Here is a 26,245-nt window from a genome sequence, read left to right on the forward strand (position 1 = left end):
CTCCTCGTTTTCCCGCCCCCGAAAGCCCCGTCCGCACGCCCGTCTGGCCCATCTTTCTCACGTATCACCTTCACAAGTTGCACTAGCTCTTTCATTTATAACGGTTTTTGGAATGAGGGGCCGCATGAGCATGTGCGCGTAAGTCCTTGTTCTAACTAACAAAATTCGTCAAAAAAGCGGGCCGCTCCCTTGACCGTGCCACACCCTTCCTCTAAAGTGGGAGACAGTGTGAGAAAGTGTATTTTTGTGTGATTTAGCAGGCTGTTCCGGCTAAATTCTCAGCATTGAGCGGGTGCTTCGGTGCCCTGAACGGGAGAGCGGAAAGTGTTCCAAGGGGCGTCGGCGCTGACGCTCGATGCGAAAGGCCGGATGTCGGTGCCGGCTCGCTATCGCGAAGCGCTGCAAGGACAGGCAGAAGGACGGGTGACTGTGACCAAGCACCCGGACGGCTGCCTGTTGCTGTTTCCGCGCCCCGAATGGGAAGTGTTCCGCGCCAAGATCGCCGCGCTGCCGATGGACGCGCACTGGTGGCGGCGAATTTTTCTCGGCAATGCGATGGACGTCGATCTCGACAGCGCGGGCCGGATTCTTGTATCGCCCGAGCTGCGCATGGCAGCCGGACTGGAAAAGGAAGTCATGTTGTTGGGAATGGGTAGTCACTTCGAGCTGTGGGATTCGCAGACCTACAACGCGAAGGAGCAGGCAGCGATGGCGCAGGGCATGCCCGACGCGCTGAAGAATTTCACGTTCTGATTGCGGTGACGGAGACGCCCGCGATGGGAAATGAATTGCGGCATCGGACGGTGCTGTTGGATGAGGCGGTCGAGTCGCTCGTGACGCGGCCGGACGGCGTGTATGTCGACGGCACGTTCGGGCGCGGCGGCCATAGCCGCGCGGTGCTCGCGCGGCTGGCGGCGGCCGGGCGGCTGATCGCGTTCGACAAGGATCCGAGGGCGATCGAGACGGCGCAGGGCATCGAGGATGCGCGCTTCTCGATCGTGCATGACAGCTTTGCATCGATGCGCGACGCGCTTGCGGCGCGCGGCGTCGAGAAGGTGTCGGGGGTGTTGCTGGACCTGGGCGTGTCCTCGCCGCAGGTGGACGATCCGGCGCGCGGCTTCAGCTTCCGCGCCGATGGTCCGCTGGACATGCGAATGGATCCGACGCGTGGCGAGTCGGCGGCCGAATGGCTCGCGCGGGCTTCGGTGCAGGAATTGACGGAGGTGATACGGGATTATGGGGAAGAACGGTTTGCTTTTCAGATTGCAAAGGCGCTTGTTGCTCGCCGGGCAGAGTCCGACCGTCTTGGGCCTCTCGACACCACGGGCGAGCTTGCCCAAATCGTGGGTCACGTCGTCAAAACCCGTGAGAAGGGCAAGGATCCGGCAACCCGCACCTTTCAGGCTATACGGATTCACGTCAATCAAGAGCTTGCGGACCTGCAAGTCGTACTAGACGCGGCACTGTCGTTGCTGGAGCAAGGGGGGCGGCTGGTGGTCATCAGCTTTCATTCACTCGAGGACCGGATCGTCAAGCGATTCATGCAGGCGCACGCGAGTGCGCCTGCGGTCGATCGTCGTCTGCCGATCCGCGCCGTCGACCTCCCGAGCCCGCCGCTCAAGATCATCAGCCGCCAGTTTCCGAGCGAAGCGGAAGTCGCCGCGAATCCGCGCGCCCGCTCGGCCGTGATGCGCATCGCGGAGCGCGTCACGCCATGAGCCGCCTCAACATCTTCCTGCTGATCATCGTGATGGGTTGCGCGCTGTCGGTCGTCAACTCGACGAACCAGCAACGCCAGATATTCATCCAGCTGCAGCGCGCGCAGTCGCAGGAGCGTCAACTCCAGCAGGACTATGCGCAGCTTCAATATCAGCAGAGCGCGCTGTCGAAGACGTCCCGCATCGAGCAGCTCGCGAACGATTCGCTGAAAATGCAGCCGATCTCGACCGGCCGCACGCAATACCTGACGCTGCCGCCGGGCGCCGCGAAGGCGATCGACGCGCCGATCCCTGCTTCGGCCGATACCGCCGGCAAGGGCAAGGGAGGCGCGCGATGAAACCGTCCCCGAAGCGCCAGAACGTGAAATTCTCGTCGAGCCCCGTGCTGGGCGTGCATCTGCCGATGTGGCGCTCGAAGCTCGTCGTGTTCATGCTGTTCATGGCGTTCGTCGCGCTGGCCGCGCGGGCATTCTGGATCCAGGGGCCCGGCAACGCGTTCTACCAGAAGCAGGGCGAAAGCCGCTACCAGCGCACGCTGGAGCTGCCGGCCACGCGCGGCAAGATTCTCGACCGTAACGGGCTCGTGCTCGCGACGAGCTTGCCGGTGCGCGCGATCTGGGCGATTCCCGACGCGGTGCCGGACGATCTCGACGCCGACAAGATCAACCAGCTCGGCAAGCTCCTCGGCATGACGCCGAAGGAACTGCGCGTGAAGCTGTCGGAAGACAAGGGTTTCGTCTACGTGAAGCGTCAGGTGCCGATCGACGTCGCCGACAAGGTCGCCGCGCTCGACATTCCCGGCATCTATCAGCGCAACGAATACAAGCGCTTCTATCCGGAAGGCGAGATCACCGCTCACCTGATCGGCTTCACGAACGTCGAGGACGAAGGGCAGGAAGGCGTCGAACTGGGCGACCAGAAGATGCTGTCCGGCACGTCGGGCATGCGCCGCGTGATCAAGGACCGGATGGGGCACATCATCGAGGACGTCGCCGAGCAGATTCCGCCGCACAACGGCACCGACGTCGACCTGTCGATCGACAGCAAGATCCAGTACATCGCGTACGCGAACCTGAAGGCCGCCGTCGAGAAGTTCAAGGCGAAGGCCGGCGCGGCGATGGTCGTCGACGTGCGTACCGGCGAAGTGCTCGCGCTCGTCAACTACCCGACGTACAACCCGAACGACCGCTCGCGCATGACCGGCGAGCAGTTGCGCAACCGGATCATGACCGACGTGTTCGAGCCGGGCTCGATCATGAAGCCGTTCACCGTGTCGCTCGCGCTCGATCTGCACCGCGTGACGCCGAACACGCTCGTCGAGACGGGCAACGGGCACTTCGTGCTCGACGGCGCGCCGATCACCGACGACGCGGGTTTCGGCACGCTGACGGTCGGCGGCGTGATCCAGAAGTCGAGCAACATCGGCGCGACGAAGATCGCGATGACGATGCGGCCCGAGGAAATGTGGAATATGTATACGAGCATCGGCCTCGGCCAGGCGCCGAAGGTCGGGTTCCCGGGCGCGGTGGCCGGCCGGCTGCGTCCGTGGAAGAGCTGGCGCCGCATCGAGCAGGCGACGATGTCGTACGGCTACGGCCTGTCGGTGTCGCTGTTCCAGCTCGCACGGGCGTACACGGCGATCGCGCACGACGGCGAACTGATGCCCGTGACCATTTTCAAGACCGACCCCAATCAGCCGATCGCGGGCACGCAAGTGTTCAACCCGACCACCGCGCGCGAAGTGCGTGCGATGCTCGAGACGGTGGTCGCGCCGGGCGGCACGTCGCCGGATGCGGCCGTGCCGGGCTACCGCGTCGGCGGCAAGAGCGGTACCGCGTACAAGCACGAAGGTCACGGCTACACGCGCAAGTACCGCGCGTCGTTCGTCGGGATGGCGCCGATGCCGAATCCGCGCATCGTCGTCGCGGTGTCGGTCGACGAGCCGACCGCCGGCAGCCACTTCGGCGGCCAGGTGTCCGGCCCCGTATTCTCGGCGATCGCCGGCGACACGATGCGTGCGCTGAACGTCCCGCCGAACATGCCGATCAAGCAGCTCGTCGTGTCCGACGATTCGCCGGAATCGGCTGCCGCAAAGGGCCCGCAAAAGCTGGCCGCGGGGAGCGGCGCGAAGCATATGATCGTGTCCAGCACGACGCGTAATTCACCAGGAGTTGTTCGATGAGCGCCGCCCGCAGTTCCCATCCGGCGCATCAGCAGATCGCAGCCGCGCTCGCGTGGCTGCGCCAGCATGTGGCCCCCGCGGCGCAACTGCATGCCGACACGCGCAGCCTCAAGGCCGGCGACGTGTTCGTCGCGTATGCGGTCGACGGGGCGGATAACCGTGCTTTCATGGCCGACGCCGTCGCGCGCGGTGCGGCCGCCGTGCTGTATCAGCCGGAAGGGCTGACCGACGCACCGGCCGCGCCGGCCGTGCCCGTCGCGCTCGCGGTGCCGGCGCTCGACCAGCTCGCCGGCGAGATCGCCAGCGGCTGGTGCGGCGATCCGAGCGACAGCCTGCTCGCGATCGGTGTCACGGGCACGAACGGCAAGACGTCGTGCACGCAGTGGATCGCCACCGCGCTGACGGCGCTGCACCAACCGTGCGCGGTGATCGGCACGCTCGGCAGCGGGATGCCCGGCCAGCTCGTGCCGACCGGCTTCACGACGCCCGACGCGCCGCAACTTCAGCGCAGCCTCGCGCAATTGCGCGACGCGGGCGCGCAGGCCGTGGCGATGGAAGTGTCGTCGCACGCGCTGCACCAGGGGCGCGTGAACGGGACGGCGTTCGACATCGCGGTGTTTACGAATCTCACGCAGGATCACCTCGACTATCACGGCACGTTCGATGCGTACGAGGCCGCGAAGGCGAAGCTGTTCGCGTGGCGCGGCCTGCGCGCGGCGGTGATCAACCGCGACGACGCAGCAGGCCGCCGTCTGCTGGAGAAGCTGGCCGGCCGCGTGCGCACGATCGCGTACGGGATCGGCGACGCACCGGCGCCCGACGCCGATCGCGAGCTGGTCGCGCTCGACGTGCGCGCGACCGCGACGGCTACCGCATTCCGTCTGCGTTCGTCGTGGGGCGACGCGGATGTCGAGGTCGGCACGCTCGGCACGTTCAACGTCAGCAACCTGCTCGCCGTGCTCGGCTCGCTGCTCGCGGCCGACGTGCCGTTTGCGGCGGCCCTCGCCGAGATCGAGCGGCTCGAGTCGGTCAACGGCCGGATGCAGCGGCTCGGCGGCAGGCTACAGAACGACGAGCCGCTCGTCGTGATCGACTACGCGCATACGCCCGACGCGCTCGAAAAGACGCTCGACGCGCTGCGCCCGATCGCCGCGGCGCGCGGCGGCCGGCTCGTCTGCATGTTCGGCTGCGGCGGCGATCGCGATGCGACGAAGCGTCCGCTGATGGGCGCGATCGCGGAGCGGCTCGCCGACGAAGTCGTCGTCACGAGCGACAACCCGCGCAGCGAGGATCCGCAGCACATCATCGACCAGATCGTCGCGGGCATGACCGCATCCGATCGCGCACGTCGTATCGAGGATCGCGCGAGCGCGATCCTGCAGGCGGTGCGCGGCGCCGCGCGCGAGGACGTCGTCGTGCTGGCCGGCAAGGGCCACGAGGCCACGCAGGAAATCATGGGCAAGAAGCGGGCGTTCTCCGACCAGGATCACGCGCGGCTCGCGCTCGCAGCGCGCGCGACGCACGGCAAGGGAGGCGCGGAATGACGATGCTCAGTCTCGGCGAAGCCGCCCGCCTGATTCCCGGGGCCACCGTCCGCGGCGACGCGGGCATCACCTTCGACCGCGTGTCGACCGACAGCCGCACGGCCGGCCCGGGCGACCTGTTCGTCGCGCTGAAGGGCGAGCGCTTCGACGCGCACGACTTCCTCGGCGACGTCGCCGCGCGCGGGGCTGCCGCGGCGCTCGTCGCGCATGCGCCGGCAGGCGTCGCGATGCCGATGATCGAAGGCGGCGAAACGCGCGCCGCGCTCGGCGCGCTCGCGCACGGCTGGCGGATGCGATTCCCGCTGCCGCTCGTCGCGGTGACGGGCAGCAACGGCAAGACGACCGTCAAGGAAATGATCGCGTCCATCTTCGCGGCGGCGGTCGGTGCCGACGCGCGGCTCGCGACGGCCGGTAACCTGAACAACGATGTCGGCCTGCCGCTGACGCTGCTGCGCCTGTCGGCCGCGCATCGTCTGGCGGTGATCGAGATCGGCATGAACCACCCGGGCGAAACCGAAGTCCTCGCGCGCCTCACCGCGCCGACGGTCGCGCTCGTCAACAACGCGCAGCGCGAGCACCAGGAATTCATGGCGACGGTCGAGGCCGTCGCGCTCGAACACGCGGCGGTGATCCACGCGCTGCCGCCGGACGGCGTCGCGGTGTTCCCGGCCGACGACGCGTACGCGGGCATCTGGCGGGTCGCGTCGACCGGCAACCGGATCCTCGATTTCGCGCTGCACGACGCCGAACGTCAGAACGACGCGCAGGTCGTCGGGCGCGTGCACGGCGGCGAACTCGCGATCGACACGCCGGTCGGCGCCGTCACGGTGCGGCTGCGTGCACTCGGCGAGCACAACGCGCGTAACGCGCTGGCCGCGACGGCTGCGGCGCTCGGCGCCGGCGTCGCGCTGTCCGCGATCCGGCAGGGTCTCGAATCGTTCGAGCCGGTCAAGGGCCGGTTGCAGGTGAAGCAGGCGAGCGTCGGCAGCCTCGCGGGCGCGACGGTCGTCGACGATACGTACAACGCGAACCCCGATTCGATGCGTGCCGCGATCGACGTGCTCGCCGCGCATCCGGCGCCGCGCGTGCTGGTGATCGGCGACATGGGCGAAGTGGGCGACGAAGGGCCGGCCTTCCACCGCGAAATCGGTGCGTACGCGCGCGAACGCGGAATCGACGCGCTGTTCGCGCTCGGCGACGCGTCGCGCGACGCGTGCACCGCATACGGCGACACGGCGCGCCATTTCGACGACGTCGGCGCGCTCGTGTCGGCGCTGCTCGCGGCCGGTTACGGCGCGCAGGCGACGGTGCTCGTGAAGGGCTCGCGGTACATGAAGATGGAGCGCGTGATCGACGCGCTGACGAACCAACCCGCGGCGGGCACCGTGCCCGCCGCACACTGAGTAGAAGGAAGGAAGCATGCTGCTGGCGCTGGCGCAATGGCTGCAAGGTGACGCAAGCTTTTTGCGCTTGTTCACGTACCTCACGTTCCGTGCGGTGATGGCCACCATCACCGCGCTCGGGATCGGGCTCGTGTGCGGACCGTGGGTGATCCGCAAGCTGACGCAAATGAAGGTCGGGCAGGCCGTGCGCAAGGACGGCCCGCAGACCCACCTCGTCAAGTCCGGCACGCCGACGATGGGCGGCGTGCTGATCCTGATCGGCATCGCGGTCGCGACGCTGCTGTGGGGCGACCTGACGAACCGTTTCATCTGGATCGTGATGCTCGTCACGTTCGGTTTCGGCGTGATCGGCTGGGTCGACGATTACCGCAAGGTCGTCCACAAGGACCCGCGCGGGATGTCGTCGCGCGAGAAGTATTTCTGGCAGTCGGTGATCGGGCTGTTCGCGGCCGTCTATCTCGCGTTCAGCGTGTCCGAGGCGAACAACGTGCGCGTGTTCGACCTGTTCATGGCGTGGGTGAGGAGCGGCCTGTCGATGGGGCTGCCGGCGCGCGCCGACCTGATGCTGCCGTTCCTGAAGTCGATCAGCTACCCGCTCGGCGTCTGGGGCTTCATCGTGCTGACCTACTTCGTGATCGTCGGGGCGAGCAACGCGGTGAACCTGACCGACGGCCTCGACGGCCTCGTGATCATGCCGGTCGTGCTGGTCGGCGCGTCGCTCGGTGTGTTCGCGTACGTGATGGGCAGCGCGGTCTATTCGAAATATCTGCTGTTCCCGCACATCCCGGGCGCCGGCGAGCTGCTGATCTTCTGTTCCGCGATGGGCGGGGCAGGGCTCGCGTTCCTCTGGTACAACACGCACCCCGCGCAGGTATTCATGGGCGACGTCGGCGCGCTGGCGCTCGGCGGCGCGCTCGGCACGGTCGCGGTGATCGTGCGCCAGGAAATCGTGCTGTTCATCATGGGCGGCATCTTCGTCGCGGAAACGCTGTCGGTGATGCTGCAGGTTTCGTGGTTCAAGTACACGAAAAAGCGTTACGGCGAAGGGCGGCGGCTGCTGAAGATGGCGCCGCTGCATCACCATTTCGAATTGTCCGGCTGGAAGGAAACGCAGGTGGTGGTGCGTTTCTGGATCATCACGCTGATGCTGTGCCTGTTCGGTCTGACCACCCTCAAGCTGCGGTAAAGGAAAGGTAACAAGGATGTCTGGCGAGATGTTTGGAGATCGGCAACGGCCGATGGTGCTCGTACTGGGGCTCGGGGAATCGGGTCTCGCGATCGCGCGATGGTGCGCGAGGCACGGGTGCCGGCTGCGCATTGCCGATACCCGCGAGGCGCCGCCGAACCTTGCCGCGCTGCAGGCCGAAGGCATCGACGCGGAATTCGTCGGCGGCGCGTTCACGCCCGCGCTGCTCGACGGCGGCATCGAGATCGTCGGGCTGAGCCCCGGGCTGTCGCCGCTGGAGCCGGCACTCGCGGCGCTGGTCGCGGCCGCGAACGAGCGCGGCGTCGCGGTGTGGGGCGAGCTGGAATTCTTCGCGCAGGCGCTGCGCGCGCTCGGCACGAGCGGCTACCAGCCGAAGGTGCTCGCGATTACCGGCACCAACGGCAAGACCACGACGACGAGCCTCGCGGGCCTGCTGTGCCAGCGCTCGGGCAAGAAGGTCGCCGTCGCGGGCAACATCAGCCCGGCGATGCTCGACCGGCTCGCGAGCGCGATCGACGAAACCGCGCTGCCCGACGTATGGGTGCTCGAACTGTCGAGCTTCCAGCTCGAGACCGCGCGCACGTTTGCGCCCGATGCCGCGGCGATCCTCAACATCACGCAGGACCACCTCGACTGGCACGGCAGCTTCGACGCATACGCGCAGGCAAAGGGCCGGATCTTCGGCGCGACGACGACGCGCGTGCTGAACCGCGACGACGCGGCCGTGATGAAGTTCGCGCCGGCAGCCGGCGCGGCCGACGCGCCGCGCACGGTCACGTTCGGCCTAAACGAACCGACGCAGGACGGCGACTACGGGCTGTCGCGCGACAACGGTATCGCATGGCTGGTGGAAGCCGTCGATCGCGACGCGCCGGATGAAGCGATGCCGACTCGCCGGCGTAAGCGCGACGCCGCGCATACGCCCGATATCGCGCAGAAGCGCCTGATGCCGGCCGACGCGCTGCGCATCCGCGGGCTGCACAACGCGGCGAACGCGCTGGCCGCGTTCGCGCTCGCGCGTGCGATCGACTTGGCCGCAGCGCCGCTGCTGCACGCGCTGCGCGAATACCGCGGCGAAGCGCATCGCGTCGAAGTGATCGCGACGATCGACGACGTGGATTACGTCGACGACAGCAAGGGCACGAACGTCGGCGCGACGGTGGCCGCGCTCGACGGGCTCGCTCAGAAGATCGTGCTGATCGCCGGCGGCGACGGCAAGGGGCAGGATTTCGCGCCGCTGGTCGCGCCGGTCGCGCGCTGGTGCCGCGCGGTGATGCTGATCGGCCGCGACGCGCCGGCGATCCGCGACACGCTCGCCGAAACGGGCGTGCCGCTCGCCGACCACGCGACGCTCGAAAGCGCGGTGCACGCGGCGGCCGAGCTGGCCGAGCCGGGCGATGCGGTGCTGCTGTCGCCCGCGTGCGCGAGCCTCGACATGTTCCGGAACTACGCCCATCGCGCGGATGTGTTCCGCGCGGCGGTCGACGAAATCGCCATCGACAAAGGAGCGACGCCATGAGCTGGTCCGATCGCCTCGTCTCCCGTTTCAACGACCGGCGCGATGCCGGCGGCAACGCCGCGGGCGGCCGCGTCGCTTCGGCCACGCGCGCCGCGACGGGCGGCCTCGCGAGCGTCGTCAACGGCGTGCGCCCGAGCCGTTCGCGGATGCTCGATTTCGACTATTCGCTGCTGTGGGTCGCGATCGCGCTGCTCGGGCTCGGCGTCGTGATGGTGTATTCGGCGTCGATCGCGATGCCCGATTCGCCGAAATACGCGTCGTATCACGATTACGCGTTCCTGATGCGCCACTGCGTGTCGCTCGCCGTCGCATTCGTCGCGGCGGTGATCGCGTTCCGCGTGCCCGTGTCGACCTGGGACAAATACGCGCCGCATCTTTTCCTGATCGCGCTGGTCGGCCTCGTGATCGTGCTGATCCCGCACGTCGGCAAGGGCGTGAACGGTGCGCGCCGCTGGATTCCGCTCGGCATCACGAACATGCAGCCGTCGGAAATCATGAAGCTCGCGGTGACGATCTACGCCGCGAACTACACGGTGCGCAAGCAGGAATACATGCAGAGCTTCGCGAAGGGCTTCCTGCCGATGGCGTTCGCGGTCGGCCTGGTCGGCGCGTTGCTGCTGCTCGAGCCCGACATGGGCGCGTTCATGGTGGTCGCCGCGATCGCGATGGGCGTGCTGTTCCTCGGCGGCGTGAACGGCAAGCTGTTCGGCGGCCTCGTCGCGACGGCGGTCGGCACCTTCACGATGCTCGTGTGGCTGTCGCCGTGGCGTCGCGAGCGGATCTTCGCGTATCTCGATCCGTGGGACGAGCGCTACGCGCAGGGCAAGGCTTACCAGCTCACGCACTCGCTGATCGCGTTCGGCCGCGGCGAGTGGTTCGGCGTCGGCCTCGGCGGCAGCGTCGAGAAGCTGAACTACCTGCCGGAAGCGCATACCGACTTCATCCTCGCGGTGATCGGCGAGGAACTCGGCTTCGTCGGCGTGCTGGTCGTGATCCTGCTGTTCTACTGGATCGTGCGCCGCGCGTTCGAGATCGGCCGCCAGGCGCTCGCGCTCGATCGCACGTTCGCGGGCCTGATGGCGAAGGGCATCGGCATCTGGTTCGGCGCGCAGACGTTCATCAACATGGGCGTGAACCTCGGGCTGCTGCCGACCAAGGGCTTGACGCTGCCGCTCGTGAGCTACGGCGGCTCCGGCATCCTGCTGAACTGCGTCGCGCTCGCGGTGCTGCTGCGGGTCGATTACGAAAACCGGGTGCTGATGCGCGGAGGGAAGGTATGACCGCGTCGCAACGCACGCTGATGGTGATGGCAGGCGGCACCGGGGGCCACGTGTTCCCCGGGCTCGCGGTCGCGCACCGGATGGAAGCGGCGGGCTGGCGTGTCGTATGGCTCGGCAATCCGGCCGGGATGGAAGCGACGCTCGTGCCGAAGCACGGCATTCCGATGGAGTACGTGCGGTTCGGCGGCCTGCGCGGCAAGGGCCTGAAGACCAAGCTGACGCTGCCGGTCAACCTGCTGCGTGCATGCTGGCAGAGCCTCGGCGCGCTGCGCCGCGTGCGACCGGACGTCGTGCTCGGGATGGGTGGCTACATCACGTTCCCGGCGGGCGTGATGACCGCGTTGTCGGGGCGCCCGCTCGTGCTGCATGAACAGAATTCGATCGCGGGCCTGACGAACAAGGTGCTCGCGAAACTCGCGAAGCGCGTGCTCGTCGCGTTCCCCGGCGCGCTGCCGCATGCGGAATGGACGGGTAACCCGATTCGCGCGGAACTTGCGCACACCGAACCGCCCCAAGCACGCTATGCGTCGCGCAGCGGCGCGCTGAACGTACTGGTCGTCGGCGGCAGCCTCGGGGCGGCCGCGCTGAACGAAGTCGTGCCGCGCGCGCTGGCGCTGCTGACGCCGGGCGAGCGCCCGCGCGTCGTGCACCAGGCCGGCGTGAAGCACATCGAGGCACTGAAGGCGAATTACGAAGCGGCCGGTTTCGCGGCCGGCGAAGACGTGCGGCTCGTGCCGTTCATCGACGACATGGCGGCCGCGTATGCGGCGGCGGATCTGGTGATCTGCCGGTCGGGCGCGATGACGGTGTCGGAGATCGCGGCGGTGGGCGTGGCGGCGCTGTTCGTGCCGTTCCCGTACGCGGTCGACGATCACCAGACGACCAACGCCGCGTTCCTCGCCGATGCGGGCGCGGCCGTGCTGGTGCAACAACGCGACCTGTCGGCGGAACTGCTCGCCGACTGGCTGCGCGGCCAGTCGCGGGCATCGCTCGCGGCCATGGCGGAACGTTCGCGCTCGCTCGCGAAGCCCGAGGCCACCGACGAAGTCGCGCGCGTCTGCGCGAAGGCGGCCGGCGCGAACCTGGAACAACTGCAATGAAACACATCGTCAAACACATTCATTTCGTCGGGATCGGCGGCGCGGGCATGAGCGGCATCGCCGAAGTGCTCGTCAACCTCGGCTACACGGTCAGCGGCTCGGACCTGTCGCGCAATGCGGTGACCGATCGCCTCGCGGCGCTGGGTGCGCGGATCGCGATCGGCCACGACGCGGCGAACATCGAGGGCGCGAACGCGGTCGTCGTGTCGACGGCCGTGCGTTCGGACAACCCGGAAGTGCTGGCCGCGCGTCACGGCGGCGTGCCGATCGTGCAGCGCGCGGTGATGCTGGCGGAACTGATGCGGCTGAAGCAGGGCATCGCGATCGCCGGCACGCACGGCAAGACCACGACGACGAGCCTCGTCGCGAGCGTGCTCGCGGCGGGCGGCCTGGACCCGACCTTCGTGATCGGCGGCCGGCTGATCAGCGCCGGTGCGAACGCACGGCTCGGCACGGGCGATTTCATCGTCGCCGAGGCCGACGAGTCGGATGCGTCGTTCCTGAACCTGTATCCGGTGATCGAAGTCATCACGAACATCGACGCCGACCACATGGACACCTACGGCCACGATTTCGCGCGGCTCAAGCAGGCGTTCATCGAATTCACGCAGCGCCTGCCGTTCTACGGCAGCGCGGTCGTGTGCGTCGACGATCCGAACGTGCGGCAGATCATCCCGTTCATCTCGAAGCCGGTCGTGCGCTACGGCCTGTCGCCGGACGCGCAGGTGCGCGCGGAAGACATCGACGCGCGCGACGGCCGGATGCATTTCACGGTGATCCGCGAAGGGCGTGCGCCGCTCGCGGTCGTGCTGAACATGCCGGGCCTGCACAACGTGCAGAACGCGCTCGCGGCGATCGCGATCGCGACCGACCTCGGCGTGTCGGACGACGCGATCCAGCAGGCGCTGGCGGAATTCAACGGCGTCGGCCGACGCTTCCAGCGTTACGGCGAAGTGCCGAGCGCGGACGGCGGCCAGTACACGCTGATCGACGATTACGGTCATCACCCGGTCGAGATGGCGGCGACGATCGCGGCCGCGCGCGGCGCGTTCCCGGGCCGCCGCCTCGTGCTGGCGTTCCAGCCGCACCGCTACACGCGCACGCGCGACTGCTTCGACGATTTCGTCAACGTGCTGTCGACGGTCGATGCGCTGGTGCTGACGGAAGTCTATGCGGCCGGCGAGGCCGCGATCCCGACGGCCAGCGGCGATGCGCTGTCGCGTGCGCTGCGCGCGGCGGGCAAGGTCGACCCGGTGTTCGTCGCGACGGTCGACGACGTGCCGGATGCATTGGCGAAGGTCGCGCAGAGCGGCGACGTGGTGATCACGATGGGCGCGGGTTCGATCGGCGGCGTGCCGGCGAAGCTCGTGCAACACATTCAACAGAAGGCATGACATGAAACTACCCTCACGCTCACTTCGTTCGCTGCCCCCCGCGGGGGCGGTCAGCCTCCTTGGGGCGGCCCGGCGGAGGCTGACATGAGCGGGATCGATCCGAAACGTTTCGGCAAGGTGGCGGTGTTGTTCGGCGGCGAATCCGCCGAGCGCGAGGTGTCGCTCACCTCGGGCCGCCTCGTGCTGCAGGGCCTGCGTGACGCGGGCATCGACGCGCATCCGTTCGACCCGGCCGAGCGGCCGCTGTCGGCGCTGAAGGACGAAGGCTTCGTGCGCGCGTTCAATGCGCTGCACGGCGGCTACGGCGAGAACGGCCAGATTCAGGGCGCGCTCGATTTCTACGGCATTCGCTACACGGGCAGCGGCGTGCTCGGCTCGGCGCTCGGCCTCGACAAGTTCCGCACGAAGCTCGTGTGGCAGCAGACGGGCGTGCCGACGCCGCCGTTCGAGACGGTGATGCGCGGCGACGACCTGGCCGCGCGCGCGACCGACATTGTCGCGAAGCTCGGCCTGCCGCTGTTCGTGAAGCCGGCGAGCGAAGGCTCGAGCGTCGCGGTGCTGAAGGTGAAGACGGCCGACGCGCTGCCGGCCGCGCTCGAGGAAGCCGCGACGCACGACAAGATCGTGATCGTCGAGAAGAGCATCGAAGGCGGCGGCGAATACACCGCGTGCATCGCCGGCGATCTCGACCTGCCGCTGATCAAGATCGTGCCGGCCGGCGAGTTCTACGACTACCACGCGAAGTACGTCGCCGACGATACGCAGTACCTGATCCCGTGCGGCTTGCCGGCGCAACAGGAAGCGGAACTGAAGCGCATCGCGCGCCGCGCGTTCGACGTGCTCGGCTGCACCGACTGGGGCCGCGCGGATTTCATGCTCGACGCGGCCGGCAATGCGTATTTCCTGGAAGTGAACACGGCCCCCGGGATGACCGACCACTCGCTGCCGCCGAAGGCCGCGCGCGCGGTCGGCATCGGCTATTCGGAGCTGGTCGTGAAGGTGCTGTCGCTCACCCTCAACGACTGACGCAGGAACGGAACGACGTATGTGGAACAACGTTCGCCAACTCAACCTTGCCGCCAGCGCGCTGTACGCGCTGCTGCTGCTCGTGTTGGCGGCGGCCGGCTGCTATTGGCTGATCCAGCGCCCGACGTTCGCGCTGCGGGAAATCCGGATCGACGGCGACACCGAGCACATCAATTCGCCGACGGTGCGCGCGGGCGTGGTCGGCCGGCTGAAGGGCAATTTCTTCACGGTCGATCTCGATACGGCGCGCGCGGCGTTCGAGCAGATGCCGTGGGTGCGTCACGCGAGCGTGCGCCGGGTGTGGCCGAATGCGCTGGCTGTCACGCTCGAGGAGTACAAACCGCTCGGGACCTGGGGCAGCGATCAGCTCGTGAGCGTGGACGGCGAACTGTTCACCGCGAACCAGGGCGAGCTGGAGCAGGAGCTGCCGGCGTTCGACGGCCCGGAGGGCAGTGCGAAGGAAGTCGTCACGCGGTATCGCGACTTCGGGAAATGGTTTGCGCCGCTGAAGGCGGCGCCGGAAGAAGTGACGCTGTCGGCGCGGTACGCGTGGACGGTGAAGCTGTCGAATGGCATGCAGGTGGAGCTGGGCAAGGAGCGCAACAGCGACACGCTGCATGACCGGAGCCAGCGCCTGGTCGCCGCGTGGCCGGCCGTCACGGAGCGTTGGGGCAACGACATCGAGTACGCGGATCTGCGTTATCCGAACGGATTCGCGATTCGCGCGGCAGGCATGCGGTTCCTGACCGATACCGACAAGCGCAAGAAGTAACGAGAGATCACACGCAAGAGCACTTTATGAGCAAAGACTACAAGGATCTGCTGGTTTCCCTCGACATCGGCACGTCGAAGGTGGTGGCCATCGTCGCCGAGCTGAAGGGCGAGGGTCACTACGAGGTGATCGGTCTCGGCCAGAGCGAGTCGAAGGGTCTGAAGAAAGGCGTGGTGGTGAACATCGAGGCCACCGTGCAGTCGATCCAGCGCGCGCTCGAGGAAGCCGAGCTGATGGCCGACTGCAAGATCACCAACGTGTTCACGGGGATCGCGGGCAGCCACATCCGCAGCTTCAATTCGAGCGGGATGGTCGCGATCAAGGACAAGGAAGTCACGCAGACGGACGTCGCGCGCGTGATCGAGACCGCGAAGGCGATCAACATCCCGACCGACCAGCAGGTGCTGCACATCCTCACGCAGGAATTCATCATCGACGGCCAGGAAGACGTGCGCGAGCCGATCGGGATGAGCGGCATCCGGCTGGAAGTGAAGGTGCACATCGTAACGGGCGCGGTGAGCGCCGCACAGAACATCGTCAAGTGCGTGCGCCGCTGCGGACTGGAAGTGAACGACCTGATCCTGCAGCCGCTCGCGTCGTCGCTCGCGGTGCTGACCGAAGACGAGAAGGATCTCGGCGTGGTGCTGGTCGACATCGGCGGCGGCACGACGGACATCGCGATCTTCGCCGAAGGCGCGATCCGCCACACGGCGGTGATTCCGATCGCCGGCGACCAGATCACGAGCGACATCGCGATGGCGCTGCGCACGCCGACGCCGGATGCGGAAGACATCAAGGTCGGCTACGGGATCGCGAAGCAGGCGCTCGCCGATCCGGACGAAATGGTGGAAGTGCCGGGCCTCGGCGAACGCGGCCCGCGCACGCTGTCGCGTCAGGCGCTCGCGGCCGTGATCGAGCCGCGCGTCGAGGAACTGTTCTCGCTCGTGCAGCAGGTCGTGCGCGAATCGGGTTACGAAGAACTCCTGAGCTCCGGCGTGGTCATTACCGGCGGCGCGTCGATGATGCCGGGCATGGTCGAGCTCGGCGAGGACATTTTCCTGAAGCCGGTGCGCATCGGTGCGCCGGAATATGCAGGCGGTCTTTCCGACGTCGTGCGCAATCCGCGCTACTCGACGGCGATGGGGCTGCTCGTCGAAGGCAGTGCGCAGCGCATGCGCGGCCGCAAGGTCGCCGTGCAGTCCGGCAACGCGGGGCAGGTGTTCTCGCGGATGAAGGAATGGTTCCTGAGCAATTTTTAAGTATCCCCACGGCTCGGCATGCCGAGCCTGCCCCCTGAGGGGCCAGGAAAACCCGGGGCGGCCCGGCGTTTTCTTGGGGACAAACCGAATCGAAATTCGCGCTGGTGCCGGCGGCTGGCGCGCGACAGGGGGTTGCCCGATCTCCTGCCGAATAACGGCCGAGTAGCAGTCATTCTCTTGACGGAGGCAACAATGGAATTCGAAATGCTGGAAACCGAAACCAACGGCACCATCATTAAGGTGGTCGGCGTTGGCGGCGCTGGCGGCAATGCCGTCCAGCACATGATCAACCGCGGCGTGCAGGGCGTCGACTTCATCGTGATGAACACGGACGCCCAGGCGCTGTCGCGTTCGCGCGCATCGTCGGTGATCCAGCTCGGCAACACGGGTCTTGGCGCCGGTGCGAAGCCGGAAATGGGGCGTGCGGCAGCGGAAGAAGCGCGTGAGCGCATCGCCGACGCACTGCGCGGCGCGCACATGGTGTTCATCACGGCCGGCATGGGTGGCGGCACGGGCACGGGCGCGGCACCGGTGGTCGCGCAGATCGCGAAGGAGATGGGCATTCTGACGGTCGGTGTCGTCAGCAAGCCGTTCGAGTTCGAAGGCGGCAAGCGCATGCGCGTCGCCGAAGCAGGCTCGCAGCAACTGGAGGATCACGTCGACTCGCTGATCGTCGTGCTGAACGACAAGCTGTTCGACGTGATGGGCGACGACGCCGAGATGGACAAGTGCTTCCAGTGCGCGGACGACGTGTTGAACAACGCGGTGGCAGGTATCGCGGAAATCATCAACGTCGACGGCCTCGTGAACGTCGACTTCGAAGACGTGAAGACGGTGATGGGCGAGCAGGGCAAGGCGATGATGGGCACGGCGACGGTCGCCGGCGTCGATCGCGCGCGCCTCGCGGCGGAACAGGCCGTGGCGAGCCCGCTGCTCGAAGGCGTCGATCTGTCGGGTGCGCGCGGCGTGCTGGTCAACATCACGTCGAGCCGTTCGCTGCGCCTGTCGGAAACGCGCGAAGTGATGAACACGATCAAGAGCTACGCGGCGGAAGATGCGACGGTGATCTTCGGTGCGGTGTACGACGACGCGATGGGCGATGCACTGCGCGTGACGGTCGTGGCGACGGGTCTGGGCCGTGCGGCGAAGAAGCAGCAGTCGGCTCCGATGACGCTGCTGCGCACGGGTACGGACAACCAGCCGGTCAGCGCGGTGTCGCACGGCTATGCGCAGCCGCATCACGTCAGCACGGCCGACTACGGCGCGCTCGATACGCCGGCGGTGTGGCGCAATTCGCGCGAAACCGCGGCATCGCACGTGCAGGCGCTGCAGGAGAAGGGTGTCGACACGTACGACATCCCGGCTTTCCTGCGCAAGCAGGCTGACTGACGCAAACACAGGCGAAGCCGCGGCGAAACTGCCGCGGTATCGCCGGCGTGACGGATGCTACGGACCACGACAGGCCGCGTCGGATGCGACGCCGGGCCGGGAAAGGTGCCCTCTTCGCTCGAGCGAGGCGGGATGGGCCGTGCTGTCCGCAACACGCTGAAAAACCGTATCGCTATGAGGGACCAGCCATGATTCAAGTGGGCGACGCGCTGCCCGACGCGCAATTGTTCGAGTTCATCGACGATGCGCGCGAAGGGTGCACGCTGGGGCCGAACGCCTGCAGCGTGCGCGACCAGGTTGCGGGAAAGCGGGTGGTGATCTTCGGATTGCCGGGCGCTTTCACGCCGACCTGCTCGGCGCAGCATGTACCGGGCTACGTCGAGCACGCCGAGCGACTGCGCGCGGCGGGGATCGACGAGATCTGGTGCGTGTCCGTCAACGACGCATTCGTGATGGGCGCATGGGGACGTGATCTGCACACCGCGGGCAAGGTGCGCATGATGGCGGACGGTAGCGCGGCTTTCACTCATGCGCTGGGGCTGACGCAGGATTTGTCCGCGCGTGGCATGGGAATTCGTTCCCTGCGCTACGCGATGGTGGTTGACGGCGGTGTGGTCAAGACGCTGGCCGTCGAAGCACCGGGCAAATTCGAAGTGAGTGGTGCGGCGAGTGTTCTCGCGACGTTGACGTCCTGATCGTGCGGTGCGCCGTTGCCTTCCGGCAACGCTGCTCGCCAAGCCTCAGGGCAGTTGTAACACGGGCCGATGACCGGAAACGCCTCCGTTCCGGGCATCGGCCCGTCCCGTATCGGCGCGGGTAAACTGTCGAAACAGATTGATACGCAGTTTCAGACAGCGTTGAATAGGGAATTACGCTATAATCCCGTCTATCGAATATAACTCCTGATTGATATCTTCAATCAAGACGAAGAAGACCATGTTGAAGCAGCGCACCATCAAATCCATCGTGAAGACCGTGGGTATCGGTGTCCACTCGGGCCGCAAGATCGAGTTGACGCTCCGTCCCGCCGCCCCCGGCACGGGCATCGTTTTTTCACGCGTCGACCTGCCCACGCCGGTCGACATTCCCGCATCGGCGATGTCGATCGGCGACACGCGGCTCGCGTCGGTGCTGCAGAAGGATGGCGTGCGCGTGTCGACGGTCGAACACCTGATGTCCGCGTGTGCGGGTCTCGGCATCGACAACCTGTATGTCGACGTGACGGCCGAGGAAATCCCGATCATGGACGGCAGCGCCGCCACGTTCGTGTTCCTGATCCAGTCCGCGGGCATCGAGGAGCAGAACGCGCCGAAGCGCTTCATCAAGGTGAAGAAGCCGGTCGAAATCCGCGATGGCGACAAGTTCGCGCGTCTCGATCCGTATTTCGGCTTCAAGCTGAAGTTCTCGATCGACTTCCGCCACCCGGCCGTCGACAAGACGGGCCAGGAGCTCGAAGTCGATTTCGCGACCACGTCGTACGTGCGCGAGATCGCGCGCGCGCGCACGTTCGGCTTCGCGCACGAGGCCGAGATGCTGCGCGAGATCGGCCTGGCGCGCGGCGGCAGCATGGACAACGCGATCGTGCTCGACGAGTACCGGATCCTGAACAACGACGGGCTGCGCTACGACGACGAGTTCGTGAAGCACAAGATGCTCGACGCGATCGGCGACCTGTACGTGATCGGCCACCCGCTGCTGGCGTCGTACACCGCGTACAAGTCGGGCCACGGCCTGAACAACGCGTTGCTGCGCGAGTTGCTCGCACACGAGGACGCGTACGAGATCGTGACGTTCGACGATCCCCAGGCTGCGCCGAAAGGGTTTGCGTTCGACGCGCAGACGGCCTTCGCGTGACCGGCGTTCAGCGCAAGCGATAAAAAAGCGACCCTCGGGTCGCTTTTTTGTTGGCTGGGGCCGCCCGCGGCCCGTGCGGTCAACGCGGCTTCGCGCCGTGCCGTGCCGCCATCCGCGCGAGCGCGGCCTGCAGCGGCGACGGTTCGAGGTGGTCGGCGAGGTCGCGCAGCGCGGCGGCGCCGGTCGAGGTCATCCGTGCCTGCTTCACCTGCGGCGGCTCCGGCGCGTCCTTCGGCCGCACGCGCACGCGCAGCGTCGTCACGGGCCAGCCGCGCTTCTGGAGATCGCCGAGCAGCCGCACTTCGACCTGTCGCAATCGGGCGGCCAGCGCATTGTGCGCGGCAAAGAGGGTCAGGGTGCCATCCTTGATGAAGCCCGGTTCGACATGATTCGCGAGATAGTCGGGCAGGCACGCGCCCAGGTCGCGCTGCAGCGATGCGATCTGCTCGACGCCGGCGCGCAGCGCCGCGAATGCGTCGGTACGACCGAGCACTTCGGACACGGGTTGCGGGCGATAGGCGGCGAGCGGGCCGAAACGCTTGGAAAATCGGTTCATCGAGGCTTTCTTCGAGCGCGCACGCGCGCGGACGTTGCAGCCGATTGTACCCGCGCCGGCCCGCGCACGGGCGGCTTTCGCCCCCGTGCGCCCGGCTTGGGCGCGCAATGCCCGTCTGGCCGGGACGCAGGCGCACGCGTCCCCGCGTGCTAAAATTCGACGTTTGAGTCCACTAATTCGCTAAGCCGCCGAGGCTCGGGCGCCGGGGCGCGCAACACGCGCCGGGCGCCGGTGCTGCGACGCAGGATCCGATCCGATGACAACCGGTTTTCTCCAGAAAATTTTTGGCAGCCGCAACCAGCGGCTCGTCAAGCAATACCAAAAGACCGTCACGACGATCAATGCGCTCGAAACGCAGATCGAGAAGCTGACGGACGACCAGTTGCGCGGCAAGACGGACGAATTCCGCCAGCGGGTCGCGGCCGGCGAGTCGCTCGACAAGCTGCTGCCCGAGGCCTTCGCGGTCTGTCGCGAGGCGAGCCGCCGGGTGCTGAAGATGCGGCACTTCGACGTGCAGATGATCGGCGGCATGGTGCTCCACTACGGCAAGATCGCGGAAATGCGCACCGGCGAAGGCAAGACGCTCGTCGCGACGCTGCCCGTGTACCTGAATGCGCTGGCCGGCCGCGGCGTGCACGTCGTGACCGTCAACGATTACCTCGCGCAGCGCGACGCCGAATGGATGGCGCGCCTCTACAACTTCCTCGGTCTGTCGGTCGGCATCAACCTGTCCGGCATGGAGCACGACCAGAAGCAGCAGGCGTACGCGGCAGACATCACGTACGGCACGAACAACGAATTCGGCTTCGACTACCTGCGCGACAACATGGTCTACGAGACCGACGCGCGCGTGCAGCGGGCCCTGAACTTCGCGGTCGTCGACGAAGTGGACTCGATCCTGATCGACGAAGCGCGTACGCCGCTGATCATTTCGGGCCAGGCCGAGGATCACACCGAGCTGTACGTGCGGATGAACGCGCTGCCGCCGCTGCTCGAGCGCCAGATCGGCGAAGAGAAGGCCGACGGCACGGGCGTGGAGAAGCCGGGCGACTACACGCTCGACGAGAAGGCGCGCCAGGTGTTCCTGACGGAATCGGGCCACGAGAAGGCCGAGCGCCTGCTCGCCGAATGGGGCCTGATCGGCGAGGGCGAGAGCCTCTACGCGCCGCAGAACATCACGCTGATGCACCACGTGTACGCGGCGCTGCGCGCCCACACGCTGTTCCACAAGGATCAGCACTACGTCGTGCAGAACGGCGAAGTGGTCATCGTCGACGAATTCACGGGCCGCCTGATGGCCGGCCGCCGCTGGTCCGACGGGCTGCACCAGGCCGTCGAGGCGAAGGAACACGTGAAGATCCAGAGCGAGAACCAGACGCTCGCGTCGATCACGTTCCAGAACTACTTCCGGATGTACGCGAAGCTGGCCGGCATGACCGGTACCGCGGACACCGAAGCGTACGAATTCAACGAGATCTACGGCCTCGAGACGGTCGTGATCCCGACCAACCGCCCGCCGAAACGGATCGACAAGCAGGACCAGATCTACAAGACGGCCAAGGAGCGCTACGACGCGGTGATCCGCGACATCCGCGACTGCTACGAGCGCGGCCAGCCGGTGCTGGTCGGCACGACGTCGATCGAGAACTCCGAACTGCTGTCGCACCTGCTGAAGCAGGCCGGGTTGCCGCACGAAGTGCTGAACGCGAAGCAGCACGAGCGCGAAGCGGCGATCGTCGCGGAAGCCGGTCGTCCGAACCGCGTGACGATCGCGACCAACATGGCCGGTCGCGGCACCGACATCGTGCTCGGCGGCAATGCCGAGAAGCAGGCTGCGTTCATCGAGGCCGACGATGCGATCCCGGCCGACGAAAAGGCGCGCCGCATCCAGAAGCTGCACGACGAGTGGGAAACGCTGCACGAGCAGGTGAAGGCCGCGGGCGGCCTGCACATCATCGGCACCGAGCGCCACGAATCGCGCCGCATCGACAACCAGCTGCGCGGCCGTGCGGGCCGTCAGGGCGATCCGGGCTCGTCGCGCTTCTACCTGTCGCTCGACGATCCGCTGCTGCGCATCTTCGCGGGCGACCGCGTGCGCTCGATCATGGATCGCCTGAAGATGCCGGAAGGCGAGGCGATCGAGGCGGGCATCGTCACGCGGTCGATCGAATCGGCGCAGCGCAAGGTCGAAGCGCGCAACTTCGACATCCGCAAGCAGCTGCTCGAATACGACGACGTGTCGAACGACCAGCGCAAGGTGATTTACCAGCAGCGCAACGAACTGCTCGAAGCGCACGACATCACCGAGACGATCACCGCGATGCGTCACGGCGTGGTTACCGAAGTCGTCCGCCAGTTCGTGCCGGAAGGCAGCATCGAAGAGCAGTGGGACGTGCCCGAGCTCGAGGAAGCGCTGCGCAACGACTGGCAGCTCGACCTCGCGATCCAGGAAATGGTGAACGAGTCGTCGTCGATCACGGCCGAGGAGATCCTCGACGCGGTGATGACGGCCGCCGACGAGCAGTACGAGTCGAAGGTCGCGATGGTCGGCCGCGAATCGTTCAGCGCGTTCGAGCGTTCGGTGATGCTGCAGACGGTCGACCGCCTGTGGCGCGAGCACCTCGCGGCGCTCGACCACCTGCGCCAGGGCATCCACCTGCGCGGCTATGCGCAGAAGAACCCGAAGCAGGAATACAAGCGCGAGGCGTTCGAGCTGTTCGCCGCGATGCTCGACGCGATCAAGCAGGAAGTCACGCGCATCGTGATGAACGTGCAGATCCAGTCGCCGGAGCAGCTCGAGGAAGCGGCCGAGCAGATCGAGGAGCGCGGCGGTCATCTCGAGAACGTCGAATACCAGCACGCCGACTACGCGGACGGCGGCGCGCCGGTGGCCAACGTCACGGCGGCCGCGGCGGCCACGGCGACGGCCGACATGGTCGGCAGCGCGATGACGCACAGCGGCCCCGGCGGCGAAATGCCGAAGGTCGGCCGTAACGACCCGTGCCCGTGCGGCAGCGGCAAGAAGTACAAGCAATGTCACGGGAAGCTGTCATGATCGGCGGCGGCGCGCGTCACGCGTGCCGCGTCGTTCGCAGCTTCGAGTCAGTGATGTGAGTTGCGGCGGCCCGCGCGTGCGGCCGCCGGTTCTTCCAATCGATGCCGGCGCGTGCCGGCATTTTCCATCCGGCAGGTGTGCCCCATGGCTGTCAATTTTCCGTCGATCGATCCCGCCCAACTGCATCCCGTCGCCGGCGTCACGCTCGGCTGGGCGGAGGCGAACATCCGCAAGCCGAATCGCAAGGACGTGCTGGTCATCTCCGTCGACGAAGGCGCGACGGTCGCGGGCGTATTCACCGAAAACCGTTTCTGCGCGGCGCCGGTCACCGTCTGCCGCGAGCACCTGGCGAAGGTACGGGCCGGCGGCGCGGGCATTCGCGCGCTGGTCGTGAATACGGGCAATGCGAACGCGGGCACCGGCGAGCCGGGCCTCGTGAACACACGCGAGACCTGCACGGAACTCGCGCGTCTCGCGGGCATCGAGCCGGCGCAGGTGCTGCCGTTCTCGACCGGCGTGATCCTCGAGCCGCTGCCGATCGACCGCCTGAAGGCCGGCCTGCCGGCCGCGCTCGCGAACCGCAAGGCCGCGAACTGGTTCGACGCCGCGCAGGCGATCATGACGACCGACACGCTGCCGAAGGCGACGTCGCGCCAGGTGACGATCGACGGCCACACGGTCACGCTCACGGGCATCAGCAAGGGCGCGGGCATGATCAAGCCGAACATGGCGACGATGCTCGGCTTCCTCGCGTTCGATGCGAACGTCGCGCAGCCGGTGCTCGACACGCTCGTGAAGGAAGTGGCCGACCGCTCGTTCAACTGCATCACGATCGACGGCGACACGTCGACGAACGACTCGTTCATCCTGATCGCATCGGGCAAGAGCACGCTGCCCGCGATCACGTCGACCGATTCGCCGGCCTATGCGGCGCTGCGCGACGCGGTGACGGACGTCGCGCAGGTGCTGTCGCAGCTGATCGTGCGCGACGGCGAAGGCGCGACGAAATTCATGACGGTGCAGGTCGAAGGCGGCAAGAGCGTCGCCGAATGCCGCCAGATCGCGTACGCGATCGGCCATTCGCCCCTCGTGAAGACGGCCTTCTACGCATCCGACCCCAACCTCGGCCGGATTCTCGCGGCGATCGGCTATGCGGGCGTCGCGGATCTCGACGTCGGCAAGATCGACCTCTATCTCGACGACGTGCTCGTCGCGAAGGCAGGCGGCCGCAACCCGGCCTACCAGGAAGAGGACGGCCAGCGCGTGATGAAGCAGAGCGAGATCACGATCCGCGTGCTGCTCGGCCGTGGCGACGCGCAGGCTACCGTCTGGACGTGCGACCTGTCGCACGATTACGTGAGTATCAACGCGGATTACCGCTCCTGATCGGGAGCGCTCGAACGACATGGACAAGCTTGAACAGTTTCTGACGCGCGCGGAAGCGCTGCTCGGCCGTCTCGAAGGGATGCTGCCGCCTGCACCGGCGGCCATCGACTGGAACGCGGCCCACGCGTTCCGCTGGCGCAAGCGTCAGGGGCGCGGTTACCTGCAGCCGGTGCCGGCCGTGTCGTCGATCACGCTCGGCGACCTGCACAACATCGATCGCCAGAAAGCGCTGATCGACCAGAACACGCGGCAGTTCGTGCAGCGCAAGCCGGCCAACAACGTGCTGTTGACCGGCGCGCGCGGTACCGGCAAGTCGTCGCTGATCAAGGCGTGCCTGAATGCGTACGCGAACGACGGGCTGCGCCTGATCGAAGTCGACAAGGACGACCTGCACGATCTCGGCGATATCGTCGACCTGATTTCGCAGCGTCCGGAGCGATTCATCGTGTTTTGCGACGACCTGTCGTTCGAGGATGGCGAATCGGGCTACAAGGCGCTGAAGGTCGCGCTCGACGGGTCGATCGCCGCGCAGTCGGACAACGTGCTGATCTACGCGACGTCGAACCGCCGCCATCTGCTGCCCGAGTACATGAGCGACAACGAGTCGTACAAGCATCTCCCGGACGGCGAGATTCACCCCGGCGAAGTCGTCGAGGAGAAGATCTCGCTGTCGGAGCGCTTCGGCCTGTGGGTCAGCTTCTATCCGTTCAAGCAGGACGACTACCTCGACATCGTCGCGCACTGGCTGCGTCACTTCGGCTGCCCGGATGCGGAGATCGAGACGGCACGTGGCGACGCGCTCGTATGGGCGCTCGAGCGCGGTTCGCGCTCGGGCCGCGTCGCATGGCAGTTCGCGCGTGACTGGTCGGGCCGCAAGGAGCAGGCATGAGCGCGAACTTGGCACAGGGCGGCGTGCGGGCGCCGGACGGCCGTAAGGTGACGGAAGTCGCGGTCGGCGTGATGGTGCAGCCGGACGGCCGTTATCTGCTCGCGCAACGCCTGCAGGGCAAGCCGTATGAAGGCTACTGGGAGTTTCCGGGCGGCAAGCTGGAGGCCGGCGAAAGCGTCGAGGACGCGCTTGCGCGCGAGCTGCATGAGGAACTCGGCATCGAAGTCACGGCCAGCCACCGCTGGCACACGCTCGAGCACGATTATCCGCACGCGTACGTGCGGCTCTATTTCTGCAAGGTGACGGGCTGGACGGGAGAGCCGCACAGCAAGGAAGGGCAGGCGTTCGTGTGGCAGCGACTGCCGGTCGAAGTCGCGCCGCTGCTGCCGGCGGCGCTGCCGGTGCTGGCACTGCTCGAGAAGGAAGCGGCGTCGCACTGACGCCGCGGCGGCCTGCGGAAAGGCGGGCCATATCGCGGGTGGCCGGCGTGGTGCCGGTCAGCTGTCGCGACGGCCGTCGGTGCCGTCTTCTTCCGACGACGGACCCTCGTCGGCGGCGCCCCCGATCCGGTACTTTTCCGCGGCCCATGCGCCGAGGTCGAGCTGCTTGCAGCGGACCGAACAGAACGGGCGGAACTGATTTTCAGGCGTCCAGCGCACTTCGGCGCCGCACGACGGACATTTCACGACGGTAGTCATACGAAAGCATTGAT

23 protein-coding genes are annotated in these 26,245 nt (G+C 67.0%); 21 read left to right on the plus strand and 2 right to left on the minus strand.

Annotated features, from left to right (window positions below):
* Positions 1-324: 324 nt before the first annotated feature.
* The 17 genes from mraZ (at position 325) to lpxC (ending at position 19,647) form a co-directional block, all read left to right on the plus strand.
* Positions 325-753: a division/cell wall cluster transcriptional repressor MraZ gene (gene mraZ / locus C4B30_RS18180; RefSeq protein WP_006487094.1), complete on the plus strand. Its 429-nt coding sequence runs from the start codon at positions 325-327 to the stop codon at positions 751-753.
* Positions 754-776: 23 nt separating this feature from the next.
* Positions 777-1,718 carry a 16S rRNA (cytosine(1402)-N(4))-methyltransferase RsmH gene (gene rsmH, locus C4B30_RS18185; protein ID WP_027783449.1) on the plus strand — a complete coding sequence of 314 codons (942 nt, stop codon included), beginning with the start codon at positions 777-779 and terminating at the stop codon, positions 1,716-1,718.
* Positions 1,715-2,056, plus strand: a complete 342-nt coding sequence (gene ftsL / locus C4B30_RS18190; RefSeq protein ID WP_006487110.1) for a cell division protein FtsL — start codon at positions 1,715-1,717, stop codon at positions 2,054-2,056. The genes rsmH and ftsL overlap by 4 nt, the downstream gene beginning before the upstream one ends.
* Positions 2,053-3,900, plus strand: a complete 1,848-nt coding sequence (locus C4B30_RS18195) for a peptidoglycan D,D-transpeptidase FtsI family protein (RefSeq protein WP_027783450.1) — start codon at positions 2,053-2,055, stop codon at positions 3,898-3,900. Before ftsL ends, C4B30_RS18195 begins: the two co-directional genes overlap by 4 nt.
* Positions 3,897-5,444, plus strand: coding sequence for a UDP-N-acetylmuramoyl-L-alanyl-D-glutamate--2,6-diaminopimelate ligase (locus C4B30_RS18200; RefSeq protein WP_027783451.1), 1,548 nt, complete (start codon positions 3,897-3,899; stop codon positions 5,442-5,444). Before C4B30_RS18195 ends, C4B30_RS18200 begins: the two co-directional genes overlap by 4 nt.
* Positions 5,441-6,847, plus strand: a complete 1,407-nt coding sequence (locus C4B30_RS18205) for a UDP-N-acetylmuramoyl-tripeptide--D-alanyl-D-alanine ligase (protein WP_027783452.1) — start codon at positions 5,441-5,443, stop codon at positions 6,845-6,847. Before C4B30_RS18200 ends, C4B30_RS18205 begins: the two co-directional genes overlap by 4 nt.
* Positions 6,848-6,863: 16 nt before the next feature.
* Positions 6,864-8,033: a phospho-N-acetylmuramoyl-pentapeptide-transferase gene (gene mraY, locus C4B30_RS18210; RefSeq protein ID WP_006477019.1), complete on the plus strand. Its 1,170-nt coding sequence runs from the start codon at positions 6,864-6,866 to the stop codon at positions 8,031-8,033.
* A 28-nt stretch (positions 8,034-8,061) separates the two neighbouring features.
* Positions 8,062-9,573: a UDP-N-acetylmuramoyl-L-alanine--D-glutamate ligase gene (gene murD, locus C4B30_RS18215; RefSeq protein ID WP_027783453.1), complete on the plus strand. Its 1,512-nt coding sequence runs from the start codon at positions 8,062-8,064 to the stop codon at positions 9,571-9,573.
* Positions 9,570-10,853 carry a putative lipid II flippase FtsW gene (gene ftsW, locus C4B30_RS18220; protein ID WP_027783454.1) on the plus strand — a complete coding sequence of 428 codons (1,284 nt, stop codon included), beginning with the start codon at positions 9,570-9,572 and terminating at the stop codon, positions 10,851-10,853. Before murD ends, ftsW begins: the two co-directional genes overlap by 4 nt.
* A complete protein-coding gene (gene murG, locus C4B30_RS18225; protein WP_027783455.1) occupies positions 10,850-11,953 on the plus strand; it encodes an undecaprenyldiphospho-muramoylpentapeptide beta-N-acetylglucosaminyltransferase in 1,104 nt (367 codons plus the stop codon). Before ftsW ends, murG begins: the two co-directional genes overlap by 4 nt.
* Complete coding sequence (gene murC, locus C4B30_RS18230) at positions 11,950-13,347, plus strand: UDP-N-acetylmuramate--L-alanine ligase (RefSeq protein ID WP_027783456.1); 1,398 nt, start codon at positions 11,950-11,952, stop codon at positions 13,345-13,347. Before murG ends, murC begins: the two co-directional genes overlap by 4 nt.
* 84 nt (positions 13,348-13,431) lie before the next feature.
* A complete protein-coding gene (locus tag C4B30_RS18235) occupies positions 13,432-14,373 on the plus strand; it encodes a D-alanine--D-alanine ligase (RefSeq protein WP_027783457.1) in 942 nt (313 codons plus the stop codon).
* 19 nt (positions 14,374-14,392) lie between these two features.
* Positions 14,393-15,145: a cell division protein FtsQ/DivIB gene (locus tag C4B30_RS18240; protein WP_006477014.1), complete on the plus strand. Its 753-nt coding sequence runs from the start codon at positions 14,393-14,395 to the stop codon at positions 15,143-15,145.
* Between the two features lie 26 nt (positions 15,146-15,171).
* On the plus strand, positions 15,172-16,404 hold the full coding sequence (gene ftsA / locus C4B30_RS18245) for a cell division protein FtsA (RefSeq protein ID WP_006487138.1): 1,233 nt from the start codon (positions 15,172-15,174) through the stop codon (positions 16,402-16,404).
* 192 nt (positions 16,405-16,596) lie between these two features.
* Positions 16,597-17,793, plus strand: a complete 1,197-nt coding sequence (gene ftsZ / locus C4B30_RS18255; RefSeq protein WP_006477012.1) for a cell division protein FtsZ — start codon at positions 16,597-16,599, stop codon at positions 17,791-17,793.
* A gap of 188 nt (positions 17,794-17,981) precedes the next feature.
* Positions 17,982-18,488, plus strand: a complete 507-nt coding sequence (locus C4B30_RS18260) for a peroxiredoxin (protein WP_027783458.1) — start codon at positions 17,982-17,984, stop codon at positions 18,486-18,488.
* Between the two features lie 241 nt (positions 18,489-18,729).
* Positions 18,730-19,647, plus strand: coding sequence for a UDP-3-O-acyl-N-acetylglucosamine deacetylase (gene lpxC, locus C4B30_RS18265; RefSeq protein ID WP_006487145.1), 918 nt, complete (start codon positions 18,730-18,732; stop codon positions 19,645-19,647).
* A 79-nt stretch (positions 19,648-19,726) separates the two neighbouring features.
* On the opposite strand, the gene C4B30_RS18270 is transcribed toward lpxC, so the two are convergent.
* On the minus strand, positions 19,727-20,203 hold the full coding sequence (locus tag C4B30_RS18270) for a DUF721 domain-containing protein (protein ID WP_027783459.1): 477 nt from the start codon (positions 20,201-20,203) through the stop codon (positions 19,727-19,729).
* A 256-nt stretch (positions 20,204-20,459) separates the two neighbouring features.
* Here C4B30_RS18270 and secA point away from each other — a divergent pair, with 256 nt between their 5' ends.
* From secA to C4B30_RS18290, 4 genes are all read left to right on the plus strand, one after another.
* A complete protein-coding gene (gene secA, locus C4B30_RS18275) occupies positions 20,460-23,258 on the plus strand; it encodes a preprotein translocase subunit SecA (protein ID WP_027783460.1) in 2,799 nt (932 codons plus the stop codon).
* A gap of 144 nt (positions 23,259-23,402) precedes the next feature.
* Positions 23,403-24,644 carry a bifunctional glutamate N-acetyltransferase/amino-acid acetyltransferase ArgJ gene (gene argJ, locus C4B30_RS18280; protein ID WP_027783461.1) on the plus strand — a complete coding sequence of 414 codons (1,242 nt, stop codon included), beginning with the start codon at positions 23,403-23,405 and terminating at the stop codon, positions 24,642-24,644.
* A 19-nt stretch (positions 24,645-24,663) separates the two neighbouring features.
* Positions 24,664-25,533, plus strand: coding sequence for an ATP-binding protein (locus C4B30_RS18285; RefSeq protein WP_027783462.1), 870 nt, complete (start codon positions 24,664-24,666; stop codon positions 25,531-25,533).
* On the plus strand, positions 25,530-25,973 hold the full coding sequence (locus C4B30_RS18290; protein WP_027783463.1) for an NUDIX domain-containing protein: 444 nt from the start codon (positions 25,530-25,532) through the stop codon (positions 25,971-25,973). Before C4B30_RS18285 ends, C4B30_RS18290 begins: the two co-directional genes overlap by 4 nt.
* Positions 25,974-26,030: 57 nt before the next feature.
* Here the strand turns inward: C4B30_RS18290 and C4B30_RS18295 are convergent, their stop codons facing one another.
* Positions 26,031-26,231, minus strand: coding sequence for a DNA gyrase inhibitor YacG (locus C4B30_RS18295; RefSeq protein ID WP_027783464.1), 201 nt, complete (start codon positions 26,229-26,231; stop codon positions 26,031-26,033).
* Positions 26,232-26,245: the final 14 nt, after the last annotated feature.

Origin of the sequence: Burkholderia sp. BE12 (assembly GCF_002959955.1) — a bacterium.
Classification (GTDB): domain Bacteria; phylum Pseudomonadota; class Gammaproteobacteria; order Burkholderiales; family Burkholderiaceae; genus Burkholderia.

What these genes read in the sequence shown, in the direction of transcription:
- rsmH (WP_027783449.1), top strand. Translation starts at nt 777, where the DNA reads ATGGGAAATGAATTGCGGCATCGGACGGTGCTGTTGGATGAGGCGGTC.
- ftsL (WP_006487110.1), top strand. Translation starts at nt 1,715, where the DNA reads ATGAGCCGCCTCAACATCTTCCTGCTGATCATCGTGATGGGTTGCGCG.
- C4B30_RS18195 (WP_027783450.1), top strand. Translation starts at nt 2,053, where the DNA reads ATGAAACCGTCCCCGAAGCGCCAGAACGTGAAATTCTCGTCGAGCCCC.
- C4B30_RS18200 (WP_027783451.1), top strand. Translation starts at nt 3,897, where the DNA reads ATGAGCGCCGCCCGCAGTTCCCATCCGGCGCATCAGCAGATCGCAGCC.
- C4B30_RS18205 (WP_027783452.1), top strand. Translation starts at nt 5,441, where the DNA reads ATGACGATGCTCAGTCTCGGCGAAGCCGCCCGCCTGATTCCCGGGGCC.
- mraY (WP_006477019.1), top strand. Translation starts at nt 6,864, where the DNA reads ATGCTGCTGGCGCTGGCGCAATGGCTGCAAGGTGACGCAAGCTTTTTG.
- murD (WP_027783453.1), top strand. Translation starts at nt 8,062, where the DNA reads ATGTTTGGAGATCGGCAACGGCCGATGGTGCTCGTACTGGGGCTCGGG.
- ftsW (WP_027783454.1), top strand. Translation starts at nt 9,570, where the DNA reads ATGAGCTGGTCCGATCGCCTCGTCTCCCGTTTCAACGACCGGCGCGAT.
- murG (WP_027783455.1), top strand. Translation starts at nt 10,850, where the DNA reads ATGACCGCGTCGCAACGCACGCTGATGGTGATGGCAGGCGGCACCGGG.
- murC (WP_027783456.1), top strand. Translation starts at nt 11,950, where the DNA reads ATGAAACACATCGTCAAACACATTCATTTCGTCGGGATCGGCGGCGCG.
- C4B30_RS18235 (WP_027783457.1), top strand. Translation starts at nt 13,432, where the DNA reads ATGAGCGGGATCGATCCGAAACGTTTCGGCAAGGTGGCGGTGTTGTTC.
- C4B30_RS18240 (WP_006477014.1), top strand. Translation starts at nt 14,393, where the DNA reads ATGTGGAACAACGTTCGCCAACTCAACCTTGCCGCCAGCGCGCTGTAC.
- ftsA (WP_006487138.1), top strand. Translation starts at nt 15,172, where the DNA reads ATGAGCAAAGACTACAAGGATCTGCTGGTTTCCCTCGACATCGGCACG.
- ftsZ (WP_006477012.1), top strand. Translation starts at nt 16,597, where the DNA reads ATGGAATTCGAAATGCTGGAAACCGAAACCAACGGCACCATCATTAAG.
- C4B30_RS18260 (WP_027783458.1), top strand. Translation starts at nt 17,982, where the DNA reads ATGATTCAAGTGGGCGACGCGCTGCCCGACGCGCAATTGTTCGAGTTC.
- lpxC (WP_006487145.1), top strand. Translation starts at nt 18,730, where the DNA reads ATGTTGAAGCAGCGCACCATCAAATCCATCGTGAAGACCGTGGGTATC.
- C4B30_RS18270 (WP_027783459.1), bottom strand. Translation starts at nt 20,203, where the DNA reads ATGAACCGATTTTCCAAGCGTTTCGGCCCGCTCGCCGCCTATCGCCCG.
- secA (WP_027783460.1), top strand. Translation starts at nt 20,460, where the DNA reads ATGACAACCGGTTTTCTCCAGAAAATTTTTGGCAGCCGCAACCAGCGG.
- argJ (WP_027783461.1), top strand. Translation starts at nt 23,403, where the DNA reads ATGGCTGTCAATTTTCCGTCGATCGATCCCGCCCAACTGCATCCCGTC.
- C4B30_RS18285 (WP_027783462.1), top strand. Translation starts at nt 24,664, where the DNA reads ATGGACAAGCTTGAACAGTTTCTGACGCGCGCGGAAGCGCTGCTCGGC.
- C4B30_RS18290 (WP_027783463.1), top strand. Translation starts at nt 25,530, where the DNA reads ATGAGCGCGAACTTGGCACAGGGCGGCGTGCGGGCGCCGGACGGCCGT.
- C4B30_RS18295 (WP_027783464.1), bottom strand. Translation starts at nt 26,231, where the DNA reads ATGACTACCGTCGTGAAATGTCCGTCGTGCGGCGCCGAAGTGCGCTGG.